The organism is Ancylobacter sp. (assembly GCF_965249975.1).
GTDB lineage: Bacteria > Pseudomonadota > Alphaproteobacteria > Rhizobiales > Xanthobacteraceae > Ancylobacter.
The window spans coordinates 18235-30974 of sequence record NZ_CBDFNE010000010.1; the positions used below are offsets into that span (position 1 = coordinate 18235).

Sequence of the window (12740 nt, forward strand, 5' to 3'; positions counted from 1 at the left end):
GCAGCAAGCCGCCCGGCTGGCAAGCGACCCGTGCGGGCGACGTCACTGGCGCATCTCGGCGCGCACGGCGGGGTCGAAATCCTCATCGAGGCCCAGGCGGACGAGTTCACGGTACTGAATGGTCAATTTGCGCTTCAGCGCGGGGAAGCCGAGCTCCAGCACGAATTCCGGGTGCATCATCGGGAAGGAGGCGAAGAGCCGCTTGCGGCGGATCGGGCGCGCCAGCGCGTCGCGGATGCGCAGCGGCGACCATGCCTTTGCGATCAGCGGCTTGAGTTTCGCCGCGTCCTTCGGGTTCAGCTGGCACTGATAGGCGAAGATCCGGGCGAGTTTTTCCGGGTCGTCCAGCGCCATCAGCCGGTCGATCACCGTGCGCCAGTTGACGAGCGCCCCCAGCGTATAGCCCCGGCGGGCGAAATGGCGCGACAGGCCGCGCTCCAGCCGCCGGACCACCAGATGCTTGTTGTCGATCAGCGGCATGTCGCGCCAGAAGGCGAGAAAATCCGCGCTCGCCAGCAGGCGCGGCGAAAAGCGCAGGAAATAGGACTGCACATAGTCCCGGCTCACGCCGAAGCGCGGCACGCCGTTGAGCAGGAAGCCGAACACGTCTTCCGGCGCCTGCCGGCAGCGCGCCAGCGCATCGCAATCCGTGCGCAGCGGAAACCACAGGCTGTCGTTCATCACCACCAGCAGGCGCGGACGTACGCCGCGCTCGAACAGGGTGAGAATGCCTTCGCGGAAGCCGCCGAAATCATAGCCAATATTGGGCCGTTCGATCACCAGATGCGTATCAAGCGCCAGCCGCGCGCGGTCCTCGTCGCGCAGCGGCGTGTTGGACACGACGACGCAGGCGAGCCCGTTGCGGGCGAAATGCGCCAGCGTGGCAAAGGTGGAGGCGGGAATGCCGTCACGCGGAAAGATCACCAGAATGGCGACCTCGTCGGCGATCGGCTGCCGTCCCTGCGTAACCGTCACGCGTTCGTGGCGGCTTGCGTCATATTCGCGCCGCCGCACGGCGCCGAGAAACAAATACGGGGTACTGCGCAGCTTGGCGCGCCAGCGTCCAAGCTCCTTGCGGACTTTTGAAACCAAGGCCAAGCCCGGGACCCCAAGCAAAACGACGGATGGCGATTACTGGCAAATCGGCGTTATCTCCGCAACAGCGGGTTTCGATGCCGCAACGGCACGACACGCTGCCGCGCAACCCTGGCCGCGCGTGCCGGAAAAGGTGGCTCCACGAAAACTTTCACCTTCCGGCCGGGTAAGCTATGAGAACCCGTCGGGTTGCACGCGCACCGGCGCTCGCCGTCGCCATTGCTGAGGGAGCCCCCTTTGTCCGTCGCCTACTCCTTCGCTACCGCCGCGACCCCGACCGAAGCCTCGCTGGAGGGCATCGTCGGCCTCGTGCGCGCCGACATGGACCGCGTCAACGCGCTGATCCTCTCGCGCACCGGCTCCGAGGTGACGATGATACCGGAGGTGGCGCAGCACCTGATCTCGTCCGGCGGCAAGCGCCTGCGGCCGATGCTCACCCTCGCGACAGGGGCGCTCTCCGGCTATGAGGGCGACGGCACGGTGAAGCTGGCCGCCTCGGTCGAGTTCATGCACACGGCGACGCTGCTGCATGACGACGTGGTGGACGACAGCGAGATGCGCCGGGGCAAGCTCGCCGCCCGCATGTTGTGGGGCAATGAGGCGAGCGTGCTGGTGGGCGACTTCCTGCTCGGCCAGGCCTTCCGCATGATGATCGAGGTCGGCAATATGCGGGCGCTCGACATTCTCTCCACCGCCGCCGTCGTCATCGCCGAGGGCGAGGTCGCCCAGCTCGCCGCCGCCAAGAACATCGGCACGGATGAGGAAGCCTATCTCGCGGTGATTCGCGGCAAGACGGCCGAACTCTTCGCTGCCGCCTGCGAGGTCGGCCCGGTGCTGGCCGGCCGCACGCCGGAAGAGCAGGCCGCCTGCCGCGCCTATGGCATGAATCTCGGCATCGCCTTCCAGCTGGTCGACGACGCGCTCGACTATGGCGGCTCGCAGGCCGATCTCGGCAAGAATGTCGGCGACGATTTCCGCGAGGGCAAGATTACGCTGCCCATCGTGCTGGCGGTGCGCCAGGGCGACGAGGCGGAGCGCGACTTCTGGCGCCGCTGCCTGGAGCGCGGGGAGATCGGCGAGGGCGATCTCGAACAGGCCATGGGGCTGCTCGTGCGCCACAGCGCCATCGCCCAGACCGTGGAGCGCGCCCGCGCCTATGGCGCCGCCGCCAAGCAGGCGCTCGACGTCTTCCCCGCCAGCCCGGCGCGCGAGGCGCTGCTCGACGTGGTGGATTTCTGCGTCGCCCGGGTGCGCTGAACAGAGCGTTTTCGAGCGAAGTGGATACCGGTTCGCGTGAAGAAAACGCGACCAACAGTGAAATGATTCAGCCGCGCGGCGCGTAGAGGATGAGCGCCGCGCCGGCGAGGCAGATCGCCCCGCCCATCAGGTCCCATCGGTCGGGGCGGAAGCCTTCCACCGCCCATAGCCAGACCAGCGACGCCGCGACATAGACCCCGCCATAGGCGGCGAAGGCGCGCCCGGCGGCGGCAGCGTCCACCTGGGTGAGCGCCGCGCCGAAGGCGAGGAGGCTCAGCCCGCCCGGCACCAGCCACAGCGCGCTCGCCCCGTTGCGAATCACCGCCCAGAAGGCGAAGCAGCCGGCGATTTCCAGCAAGGCCGCGAGGGCGAAGAACGGGGCGGTGTGCATCGTGGCTCCTTGGACCTCGCTCAGCCCAGCACGGTGGACTTCACCCACCAGCCGGGATGCGCGCCCGTCACCTGCCGCGCGGCGGCGGCGGCGGCGCGGCAATCGTCATAGAGCGCGAACATGGTCGCGCCGGAGCCGGACATGCGCACCAGCCGCGCACCCGCCGTGGCGCCCAGCGCCCGCTCGACATCCCCCAGCACCGGCGCCAGCGCGCGGGCCGGTGGCTCAAGGTCGTTCGGCTCCAGGACGAGCCAGTCCAGCAGCGCCGCCCGCGACGGCGCGGGCGGAAAGGCCGCTCCGCCCTGGTCCCGCGATGTGCCCGGCGCCAGCGCCAGGGCGCGGAACACCTCGGCGGTGGCGACCGCGACGCGCGGATTGACCAGCACGGCGCCGAAACGGGGTAGAGCGAGCGCAGAGATGGCCTCGCCGCGCCCGGCCATCAGGCAGGAGCGCCCATACAGGCAGGCCGGCACGTCCGAACCGGTGGCGAGCGCCGCCTCGAACAGCCGTTCATCGTCCACGGCGAGCCCATTGGCCCGCGCCAGCAGCCGCAGCGCCGCCGCCGCATCGGCTGAGCCGCCGCCCAGCCCCGCCGCCACCGGCAGCCTTTTGGCGAGGGTGAAGCGGCCGAGCACCAGCCGCGGCACACGCGCCGCCAGCGCCCGCGCCGCCTTCAGCACCAGATTGTCCGCCTCCCCTGCCAGCACCGGCGCGCCGGGCCCTTCCAGCCCGAGGCTCAGTTCGGCGCCCGGCAGCAGCGACAGCCGGTCGCCCGCGCCGGCAAAGGCGACTACGCTCGACAAATCGTGATAGCCATCCGCGCGTCGGCCCAGCACCCGCAAGGTGAGATTCACCTTGGCGGGCGCGCGTTCGTGCAGCAGGACGGAGGGCGGCGGATCGGCTCGCATGGCCCCGCTTATGCGACGCGCGCCGGCCGCCGGCAAGCGAAGGCCGCTGCGGCACGGAAGGCCGGCGCACCGCCGCCGCCGGAGGCCGCGGCAGGGTTCGACTTGCGCGAGACCGCCTTTTGGCTGTATAAGCAGCGCATTCAACGATCTCACAAACGATCATCTGGTCGGTTGAGAGTGGGTTCGGCCGGCGGGACCCGCTCTTTTTGCATTGCGGATCGTCAGGCGATCCGACGAGGACGATGAGCGACACCGAAGCCCACGCCATAGACGCGACCACCCCGCCCGAGGGCCGGCTCGACGAGCCGCGTCTCGTTATCGAGGCCGGCCCCGCCGCCCGTGTGGCCGCCATTGTCGGCCCGGTGCTGGAAGGGCTCGGCTTCCGCCTGGTGCGCGCCAAGATTTCCGGCGGCAGCCCGCCGACCCTGCAGATCATGGCCGAGCGCCCGGACGGTTCCTTCGGCATTGACGAGTGCGAGGCGGCGAGCCGCGCCATCTCGCCGGTGCTCGATGTCGAGGACCCGATCAGCGGCGCCTACAACCTCGAAATGTCCTCGCCCGGCATCGACCGGCCGCTGGTGCGGGTGTCCGATTTCCAGCGCTGGGCCGGCCATGACGTGAAGATCGAGATGGCCGTGCCGCATGAGGGGCGCAAGCGCTTCCGCGGCATCCTCGCCGGCGCCGAAGGCACGAACGCGCTGGTGCGCCTGCCGGACGCCCCGGCCGATGCGCCCGGCACCGTCGCTCTGCCCATCGCCGACATCGGCGACGCCCGGCTGGTGATGACCGACGCGCTGATCCGCGACGCGCTGCGCCGCGACAAGGCGCTGCGCGAGGGCGCGGGCATCGAGGAAGACGACATCGACACCGCCGATATCGGCGACGTGCCGCTCGACGGGGATGACGACGAGAACGGCGACGACGACATGTTCGTCGGCGGCGAGGGCGTCGCCCCGCGCGTCATTCCGCCGAAGAAGATGCCGGTGAAGCCGAAATCCAAGCCGATGCTGAAGCCCAAGGGCGCGGCCAAGCCCGGCAAGAAATCCAACGCCAAACGCAAATCCTATGCGAAGGAGACGCACTGATGGCCGTCGTCAGCGCCAACCGGCTTGAACTCCTGCAGATCGCCGACGCGGTCGCGCGGGAAAAGACGATCGACCGGGGCATCGTGATCGCCGCGATGGAAGATGCGATCGCCAAGGCCGCGCGCTCGCGCTACGGCGCCGAGACCGACATCCATGCCGAGATCAACCCGCGCACCGGCGAGCTGCGCCTAGCCCGCCACCTTCTGGTGGTCGAGCAGGTCGACAACCCGGCGGTGGAGATCGACCTCATCGGCGCGCGCCGGCTGAACCCGGCGGCGCAGATCGGCGATTCCATCGCCGACACCCTTCCGCCCTTCGATTTCGGCCGCATCGCCGCGCAGTCCGCCAAGCAGGTCATCGTGCAGAAGGTGCGCGAGGCCGAGCGCGACCGTCAGTATGACGAGTTCAAGGACCGCATCGGCGAAATCGTCAACGGCGCGGTCAAGCGCGTCGAATACGGCAATGTCGTCGTCGATCTCGGCCGTGGCGAAGCCTCGCTGCGCCGTGACGAGCTGCTGCCGCGCGAAGTCTTCAAGACCGGCGACCGCATCCGCGCCTATGTCTATGACGTGCGCCGCGAGCAGCGCGGGCCGCAGATCTTCCTCTCGCGCACCCATCCGCAGTTCATGGCCAAGCTGTTCGCGCAGGAAGTGCCGGAGATCTATGACGGCATCGTCGAGATCAAGTCGGTGGCCCGCGATCCCGGCTCGCGCGCCAAGATCGCCGTCACCTCGCGCGATTCCTCGGTCGATCCGGTCGGCGCCTGCGTCGGCATGCGCGGCTCGCGCGTGCAGGCGGTGGTGAACGAGCTGCAGGGCGAGAAGATCGACATCATTCCGTGGTCGCCGGACGTCGCGACCTTCATCGTCAACGCCCTCGCCCCGGCCGAAGTGGTCAAGGTGGTGCTCGACGAGGACCGCGAGCGTATTGAAGTCGTGGTCCCGGATGCCCAACTAAGCCTCGCCATCGGCCGCCGCGGCCAGAATGTGCGCCTCGCCTCCCAGCTCACCGGCTGGGACATCGACATCATGACCGAGGCGGAAGAGAGCGAGCGGCGGCAGAAGGACTTCGCCGAGCGCACCACCATGTTCGCCGAGGCGCTCGACCTCGACGAGATGATGGGCCAGCTGCTGGCCTCGGAAGGCTTCGCCTCGGTCGAGGAAATCGCCTATGTGCCGCTGAACGAACTGGCGAGCATCGAGGGCTTCGACGAGGACACGGCGCAGGAACTGCAGAACCGCGCCCTCGCCCATCTGGCGCAGGTGGAAGCCGCCTTCGACGCGCGCCGCCGCGAACTCGGGGTCGAGGACGCGCTGCGCGACGTGCCGGGCGTCACCTCGCCCATGCTGGTGGCGTTCGGCGAGAACGACATCAAGACGGTTGAGGATCTCGCCGGCTGCGCCACCGACGACCTCACCGGCTGGACCGAGCGCAAGGACGGCGAAACCGTCCGCGTCGCCGGCGCGCTGGAGGGCTTCGAACTGTCGCGCGAGGACGCCGAGCAGCTGATCATGCAGGCCCGCGTCAAGGCCGGCTGGATCACCGCCGAGGAACTCGCCGGCCCGGCCGAGGATGAGATCGACGCCGAGGCGGACGAGGCCGGCGAGGCCGGGGCCTGAGCGGCCGGGCCGAGGGCGGCGCGACCGAAGGGAAGACGACGGTGACGGACGAGACGGCCCCTCACGGGGCGGCACCGGCGGACACCGGCCCCGAGACGGGCTTCACGGACGCCGATCAGGCGGATGTGGGGCTCACCGATGCCGGCCTGCCGGATGCGGGCCGCGCGCCGACAAGGCTGTGCATCGCCAGCCGGACGGTGCGGCCAGTGGAAGAATTGCTGCGCTTCGTCGTGGCGCCGGACGGCACGGTGGTGCCGGATATCCACGCCCGGCTGCCCGGGCGTGGCGCCTGGCTCACCGCACGGCGTGCCGTGCTGGCCGAGGCGCTGAAGCGGAAGGCGTTTTCCCGCGCCTTCAAGGGCAAGGGACGTGCCGGCCCGGAACTGTCCGATCTCGTCGGTCAGCTCCTGGAGAAGGATGCGCTCGCCTCCCTCGGCATCGCCAAGAAGGCGGGGCAGGTGGTGACGGGCAACGCCAAGGTGATCGAGGCGCTGCAGAGCGGGAAGGTCGCGGTGCTTGTGCATGCGAGCGAAGCCGCCCCGGACGGGGTGGGAAAGCTCGACGCGCTGGCACGGCGGATCGGCGAGGCTGACGGACGGGAAATTGCCCGCATCGGCAGCCTGCCGGGAGCACAATTGGACTTGGCGCTTGGGCGGGCAAATGTGGTACATGCTGCGCTGCTCGCGCATCCGACGAGCGCGGGGTTCCTCGCGCGAATGAAACGGCTCGAAGGCTGGCGCGCGGAATAAGCAGGCTGGCCGACGATAGTGGGGCCTTCCCGCATGAGGCGGGAAGGTACAGGAACGGATACCGAATGACCGATACGAAGAACCCGGGCGAGAAGACGATGGGCGTCGGACAGGGTGGCAAGACCACCCTCACGCTCAAGCGACCTGTCGAGCAGGGCGTCGTCCGCCAGAGCTTCAGCCATGGGCGGTCCAAGTCCGTCGTGGTGGAGAAGGTGAAGCGCCGTGTGCTCGGCCCGGGCGACAAGCCCGAGGCGCCGACCCCGGCCGCACCCGCTTCGCCGCCGGCATCCGCTCCGCCCGCCGCGCAGGCGGCCCGTCCGGCTCCGGCCGCTCCGGCCGCGCCCGCACGTCCGGCTCCCAGCGCCCCGGCGGCTGCCGCCGCGCCGGCACGCCCGGCGGTGAGCGCACCGGCAGCGGCGCCGGCAACGGCAACGGCGGCCCCCGCACCGGCCCGTCCGGCGGCGAGCGCACCGGCACGCCCCGTGACGAGCGCCCCTGCACGCCCGGCCGCGAGCGCCCCCGCCCGCCCGGCGGGCAGCGCCCCCGCGTCGAGCACGCCGGCAGGTTCGTCTTCCGGCCGGCCGCCGCTGCGCACCCAGCCCTCCCCGGGCGCGAATCTCTCCAGCCCCCGTCCGGCGCCGCAGGGCAGCCGCCCGGGCGGCGTCGTGCTGCGCACGCTGACGGAAGAGGAGGCCCGCGCCCGCGCCGCCGCCCTGCAGGATGCCCGCATCCGCGAGGTCGAGGATCGCAAGCGCGCCGAGATCGAGGCCGCCCGCCGCGCCGAGCGCGAGGCGCGCGAGAAGATCGAGCGCGAGGCCGCCGAGGCCCGCAAGCGCGAGGAAGACGCGCGCCGCGCCTTCGAAGAGGAAGCCAAGCGCAAATCCGAGCAGGAGGCGCGCAAGCGCTTCGGCGAGGACCAGCCGGCCGCCGCCTCGGCGAGCCCGGCGTCCCGCGCCGCCACGCCGGCCAGCCCGTCGCAGACCCCGGCCGCCGCTCCCGGCGCGCCGCGTGTCGCCACGCCGCGCGGCCCGATGGATGCGGAAGAGGACGATCGCCGTCCGGCGCGTCGTGGCCCCGGTGGCGCCCCCGCGCGTCCCGCCGTTCCGGCCAAGCCGACCCGCACCGCCGGCCCGGAAAAGAGCCGCGGCCGCCTGACCGTCGTCAACGCCCAGTCGGCCGATGACGAGCGCCAGCGTTCCGTTGCCTCGTTCCGCCGCCGCACCCAGCGCATGAGCGGTCATCGCCATGTCGAGGCGAAGGAAAAGATCGCCCGCGAAGTGACCATTCCGGAGACCATCTCCATTCAGGAGCTGGCCAACCGCATGGCCGAGCGCGCGGTCGACGTGATCCGCCTGCTGATGAAGCAGGGCCAGATGGTGAAGATCACCGACGTGATCGACGCCGACACCGCCCAGCTCATCGCCGAGGAACTCGGCCACAGCGTGCGCCGCGTCGCCGAATCGGACGTGGAAGAAGGCCTGTTCGACACCGCGGACACCGAGGAGAATCTCGAGACCCGTCCGCCGGTCGTCACCATCATGGGCCATGTCGACCACGGCAAGACCTCGCTGCTCGACGCCATCCGCAAGGCCAATGTCGTCTCCGGCGAGGCCGGCGGCATCACCCAGCACATCGGCGCCTATCAGGTGACCTCGCCGCTCGGCGGCAAGATCACCTTCATCGACACGCCCGGCCACGCCGCCTTCACGGCGATGCGTGCGCGCGGCGCCAAGGTGACGGACATCGTGGTGCTGGTGGTGGCGGCTGATGACGGCGTCATGCCGCAGACGGTCGAGGCCATCAATCACGCGCGCGCCGCCAAGGTGCCGCTGATCGTGGCGATCAACAAGATCGACAAGCCGGACGCCAAGCCCGAGCGCGTGCGCAGCGAATTGCTGCAGTACGAGGTTCAGGTCGAAAGCCTCGGCGGCGACACGCTGGAAGTCGAGGTCTCCGCCAAGGCGCAGACCAATCTCGACAAGCTGCTGGAGCTCATCAGCCTGCAGGCGGAAGTGCTCGACCTCAAGGCGAACCCCAACCGCGACGCGGAAGGCACCGTCATCGAGGCCAAGCTCGACCGTGGTCGCGGTCCTGTCGCCACCGTGCTGGTGCAGCGCGGCACGCTGCATGTCGGCGACATCGTCGTTGCCGGCGCCGAGATGGGCCGCGTGCGCGCGCTCATCGACGACAAGGGCAACAATGTCAGCGATGCCGGGCCGTCCTTCCCGGTGGAAGTGCTCGGCTTCAACGGCACGCCGGAGGCGGGCGACCGCCTCGCCGTGGTCGAGAACGAAGCCCGCGCCCGCGAGATCACCGACTATCGCCAGCGCCAGAAGCGCGAGAAGGCGGCGGCCCGTTCCGCCACCGTCCGCGGCTCGCTGGAGCAGATGATGAGCCAGGCCAAGACCACCGGCCGGAAGGAATTCCCGCTCATCATCAAGGGCGACGTGTCCGGCTCGGTCGAGGCGATCATCTCCTCGCTGGAGAAGCTCGGCACCGACGAGGTGCAGGCCCGCATCATCCACTCCGGCGCGGGCGGCGTGAACGAGAGCGACGTGACGCTGGCCGAGACGGCCGGCGCGGCGATCATCGCGTTCAACGTGCGCGCCAACAAGGAAGCGCGTGACGCGGCCGAGCGTGCCGGCATCGAGATCCGCTACTACAACATCATCTACGACCTCGTGGATGACGTGAAGGCGGCGATGGGTGGCCTGCTCGCCCCGGTCAACCGCGAAACCATGCTCGGCAACGCGCTCATCAAGGAGATCTTTGCGGTCTCCAAGGTGGGCAAGGTCGCCGGCTGCCTGGTCACCGACGGCATCGTCGAACGCGGCCAGCATGTCCGCCTCATCCGCGACAACGTGGTCATCCACGAAGGCAAGCTGGCGACGCTCAACCGCTTCAAGGATGCGGTCAACACGGTGCATTCCGGCCAGGAATGCGGCATGTCCTTCGAGAACTACCAGGACATGCGCGCCGGCGACGTCATCGAGTGCTACCGCGTCGAGGTGGTGCAGCGCACCCTCTGAGGGGGCTCCCTCTGGGCCGTGCGGCCGACGCCGCCGCTCACGACACATTCAGGCCGTTCCCGCACGCGGGCGCGGCCTTTCCACGGGAGCGCGCGGTCCAAGCCCGCCCGCTCCGGTCGCGGTCGGCCCCTTGCTCCCTCAGGCGGGCGGGGCCCTGAAGGTTTGATGACATGAAGAATAAAGCGAGTTCGGGCGCCGGCCCGAGCCAGCGCCAGCTGCGCGTGGGCGAGCTGGTGCGCCACGCCCTCTCCGACATTCTCGCCCGCGGCGACCTGCCCGATCCGGCGCTGGCCAAGGTGCTGATCACCGTGCCGGAAGTGCGGATGAGCCCGGACCTCAAGATCGCCACCTGCTATGTCATGCCGCTTGGCGGCAAGGACCCGAAGGCGGCGATCGAGGCGCTGGCGACCAATGCCAAGCCGCTGCGCGGCGAGATTGCCCGCCGCGTCGAGCTGAAATTCGTCCCCGAGCTGCGCTTCCGCATCGACACCTCCTTCGAGGAGGGCGCGCGCATCGACGCGCTGCTGCGCCTGCCGCAGGTGCAGCGCGACCTCGACGGCCCCGACACCGACACTCCTGACAGCCGAGAGGACGAGGCATGAGCGCCCCGCTCGATTCCGCCCACCCGACCGAGGACGCCGAGCTGCCGCCGGCCGCGCCGGCGGAGACCGGCCGCGACGCCCCGCGCAAGCGCCGGCCCAAGCGCGATGTCGATGGCTGGGTGCTGCTCGACAAGCCGGTCGGCATGACCTCGACGCAGGCGGTCGGCGCGGTGAAATGGCTGTTCCAGGCCAAGAAGGCCGGCCACGCCGGCACGCTCGATCCGCTCGCCTCCGGCTGCCTGCCGATCGCGCTGGGCGAAGCGACCAAGACCGTTCCCTTCGTCATGGACGGGCGCAAGGTCTATCGCTTCACCGTGCGCTGGGGCATCGAGACCGACACCGACGACAGCGAGGGCCAGCCGGTCGAGACCTCCGAGGCGCGCCCGACGCGCGAGGCGATCCTCGACCTGCTGCCGGGCTTCCGTGGCGAGATCGAACAGGTGCCGCCGGCCTATTCGGCGCTGAAGATCAATGGCGAGCGCGCCTATGATCTCGCCCGCGACGGCATCGAGGTGCAGCTCGCCGCCCGCACCGTGGTCATCCATTCGCTGGAGCTGGTCGAGCAGCCCGATGCCGACCACGCCGTGTTCGAGGCGGAATGCGGCAAGGGCACCTATGTACGGTCGCTGGCCCGCGATTTCGGCCGGGCGCTCGGCGTGCGCGGCCATATCTCGGCGCTGCGCCGCACCCGTGTCGGTACCTTTGCCGAAGAGGATCTGGTGCCGCTGGCGAAGCTGCGCGAAGTCTCCGAATCCATGGACGACGCCCCGCCGCTATTCGCGTTGCGCCCCGTCGAGATCGGCCTCGACAGCCTGCCGGCGCTTCGCGTCTCTTCCTCGGATGCCGCCCGCCTCGCCCATGGCCAGCCGATCATCCTGCGCGGGCGCGACGCGCCGGTGCTGGAAGGCCCGGTCGCCATCACCGCCGGCGGCCGCCTCATCGCCCTCGGCGAGGCCGAAGCCGGCGAGATCCACCCCAAGCGGATCTTCCATTCCGCGAAATAGGCGGTCCGCCTCACGGAAAAAGCAGGCGCGGGCGGTTCATTCCGCCGGCCGCGCCGCCGCCCAGGACAGCAGCGCGTCGAGGGCAGGGCACAGCGCCTGCCCCCACTCGGTGAGCGCATATTCCACCTTGGGCGGCACCTGCGGATAGACGATGCGCCGGACGATGCCGTCGCCCTCCATCTGCCGCAGCTGCTGCGCCAGCATCTTCTGCGAAATCGCCGGGATGGCGCGTTCGAGATCGGAAAAGCGCAGCACCCGTCCGCCGAACAGGTGGAACAGGATCACCAGCTTCCAGCGCCCTTCCAGCAGCTTCAGCGCCTGTTCGACGCCGGAGGCCGCCGACTCGCGCGTATAGGCGTCAGCCTTACTTTGGGGTAAGGGGCTTACTTTTTCGTGCGTACTTGTCATTTAGTTAGCCTAAGCTCATCTCGAAGGTCCCGCAACCGCGCGGCGCCCGGTCGCCGCCCTGCCTGGAGCCTGCCCGGATGAGTGTCGAACTTCCCCCCGCCATCGCCGCCTATTTCCGCGCCGACCGCGACGATCCCGCCGCCGTCGCCCGCTGCTTCACGCCGGATGGCGTGGTGAAGGACGAAGGCCGCCTTCACCGCGGGCCAGAGGCCATCGCCGCCTGGAAAAAGCAGGCGTCCGCCGCCTATGACTACACCAGCGAGCCGATCGGGGTGGAGCCGGACGGTGATCGCCTCATCGTGACGGCGCATGTCGTCGGCACTTTTCCCGGCAGCCCCGTGGATCTGCGCTATGCCTTCACGCTGGAAGGCACGCATATCGCCCTTCTGGAGATCGCGCCCTGAGGGGCGCGGGGCGCCGTCCGCACAGCTTCCACTAGCACCTGCGCCGATTTCGTGTATGGTGCCGGCGCGTCGCGGACCCCCTGTCCGCGCGACCGTAGTTCTTTGACCGCGCTGGACGACATCCCGGCCCGGCCAATCTGCGGACCCCGGCGCGCCCTTCCGGCCTTCCCGGCCCGGCGCCGCCTTTCA

General features: G+C 70.0%; 12 protein-coding genes. 8 read left to right on the forward strand and 4 right to left on the reverse strand.

What is annotated here, in order from left to right:
- Positions 1-42: 42 nt before the first annotated feature.
- Positions 43-975 (reverse strand): rhamnan synthesis F family protein, encoded by a 933-nt coding sequence (locus tag ACP2AH_RS10220; protein ID WP_425105705.1) that lies wholly within the window; start codon positions 973-975, stop codon positions 43-45.
- Between the two features lie 357 nt (positions 976-1332).
- On the opposite strand from ACP2AH_RS10220, the gene ACP2AH_RS10225 reads away from it, so the two are divergent.
- Positions 1333-2352 (forward strand): polyprenyl synthetase family protein, encoded by a 1020-nt coding sequence (locus tag ACP2AH_RS10225; RefSeq protein WP_425105706.1) that lies wholly within the window; start codon positions 1333-1335, stop codon positions 2350-2352.
- A 67-nt stretch (positions 2353-2419) separates the two neighbouring features.
- Here the strand turns inward: ACP2AH_RS10225 and ACP2AH_RS10230 are convergent, their stop codons facing one another.
- The gene (locus ACP2AH_RS10230; protein WP_425105707.1) at positions 2420-2743 is read right to left on the reverse strand and encodes a YnfA family protein; all 324 of its coding nucleotides are present in this window, start codon (positions 2741-2743) and stop codon (positions 2420-2422) included.
- Positions 2744-2763: 20 nt separating this feature from the next.
- Positions 2764-3651, reverse strand: coding sequence for a 4-(cytidine 5'-diphospho)-2-C-methyl-D-erythritol kinase (locus ACP2AH_RS10235; protein ID WP_425105708.1), 888 nt, complete (start codon positions 3649-3651; stop codon positions 2764-2766).
- Positions 3652-3893: 242 nt separating this feature from the next.
- Between ACP2AH_RS10235 and rimP the strand changes: the two genes are divergently transcribed.
- The 6 genes from rimP to truB all read left to right on the forward strand — a co-directional run bounded on the left by rimP (position 3894) and on the right by truB (position 11739).
- On the forward strand, positions 3894-4736 hold the full coding sequence (rimP, locus tag ACP2AH_RS10240; protein ID WP_425105709.1) for a ribosome maturation factor RimP: 843 nt from the start codon (positions 3894-3896) through the stop codon (positions 4734-4736).
- Entirely contained in the window at positions 4736-6355 is a 1620-nt protein-coding gene (gene nusA / locus ACP2AH_RS10245) for a transcription termination factor NusA (RefSeq protein ID WP_425105710.1), read from the forward strand. Before rimP ends, nusA begins: the two co-directional genes overlap by 1 nt.
- A 41-nt stretch (positions 6356-6396) precedes the next feature.
- Positions 6397-7104 (forward strand): RNA-binding protein, encoded by a 708-nt coding sequence (locus ACP2AH_RS10250; RefSeq protein ID WP_425105711.1) that lies wholly within the window; start codon positions 6397-6399, stop codon positions 7102-7104.
- Between the two features lie 65 nt (positions 7105-7169).
- Positions 7170-10133, forward strand: a complete 2964-nt coding sequence (gene infB, locus ACP2AH_RS10255) for a translation initiation factor IF-2 (RefSeq protein WP_425105712.1) — start codon at positions 7170-7172, stop codon at positions 10131-10133.
- 170 nt (positions 10134-10303) lie between these two features.
- Positions 10304-10735: a 30S ribosome-binding factor RbfA gene (gene rbfA / locus ACP2AH_RS10260; RefSeq protein ID WP_244379980.1), complete on the forward strand. Its 432-nt coding sequence runs from the start codon at positions 10304-10306 to the stop codon at positions 10733-10735.
- Positions 10732-11739: a tRNA pseudouridine(55) synthase TruB gene (truB, locus tag ACP2AH_RS10265; RefSeq protein WP_425105713.1), complete on the forward strand. Its 1008-nt coding sequence runs from the start codon at positions 10732-10734 to the stop codon at positions 11737-11739. The genes rbfA and truB overlap by 4 nt, the downstream gene beginning before the upstream one ends.
- A gap of 36 nt (positions 11740-11775) precedes the next feature.
- Here truB and ACP2AH_RS10270 read toward each other — a convergent pair whose 3' ends face one another.
- Positions 11776-12147, reverse strand: a complete 372-nt coding sequence (locus ACP2AH_RS10270) for a winged helix-turn-helix transcriptional regulator (protein WP_421698910.1) — start codon at positions 12145-12147, stop codon at positions 11776-11778.
- 77 nt (positions 12148-12224) lie between these two features.
- On the opposite strand from ACP2AH_RS10270, the gene ACP2AH_RS10275 reads away from it, so the two are divergent.
- Positions 12225-12551: a nuclear transport factor 2 family protein gene (locus ACP2AH_RS10275; RefSeq protein WP_425105714.1), complete on the forward strand. Its 327-nt coding sequence runs from the start codon at positions 12225-12227 to the stop codon at positions 12549-12551.
- Positions 12552-12740: the final 189 nt, after the last annotated feature.

Bases quoted from the DNA above. Each gene is read 5' to 3' on its own strand.
- rbfA (WP_244379980.1), top strand. From the start codon at position 10,304: ATGAAGAATAAAGCGAGTTCGGGCGCCGGCCCGAGCCAGCGCCAGCTG.
- infB (WP_425105712.1), top strand. From the start codon at position 7,170: ATGACCGATACGAAGAACCCGGGCGAGAAGACGATGGGCGTCGGACAG.
- ACP2AH_RS10270 (WP_421698910.1), bottom strand. From the start codon at position 12,147: ATGACAAGTACGCACGAAAAAGTAAGCCCCTTACCCCAAAGTAAGGCT.
- ACP2AH_RS10235 (WP_425105708.1), bottom strand. From the start codon at position 3,651: ATGCGAGCCGATCCGCCGCCCTCCGTCCTGCTGCACGAACGCGCGCCC.
- rimP (WP_425105709.1), top strand. From the start codon at position 3,894: ATGAGCGACACCGAAGCCCACGCCATAGACGCGACCACCCCGCCCGAG.
- ACP2AH_RS10230 (WP_425105707.1), bottom strand. From the start codon at position 2,743: ATGCACACCGCCCCGTTCTTCGCCCTCGCGGCCTTGCTGGAAATCGCC.
- nusA (WP_425105710.1), top strand. From the start codon at position 4,736: ATGGCCGTCGTCAGCGCCAACCGGCTTGAACTCCTGCAGATCGCCGAC.
- ACP2AH_RS10275 (WP_425105714.1), top strand. From the start codon at position 12,225: ATGAGTGTCGAACTTCCCCCCGCCATCGCCGCCTATTTCCGCGCCGAC.
- truB (WP_425105713.1), top strand. From the start codon at position 10,732: ATGAGCGCCCCGCTCGATTCCGCCCACCCGACCGAGGACGCCGAGCTG.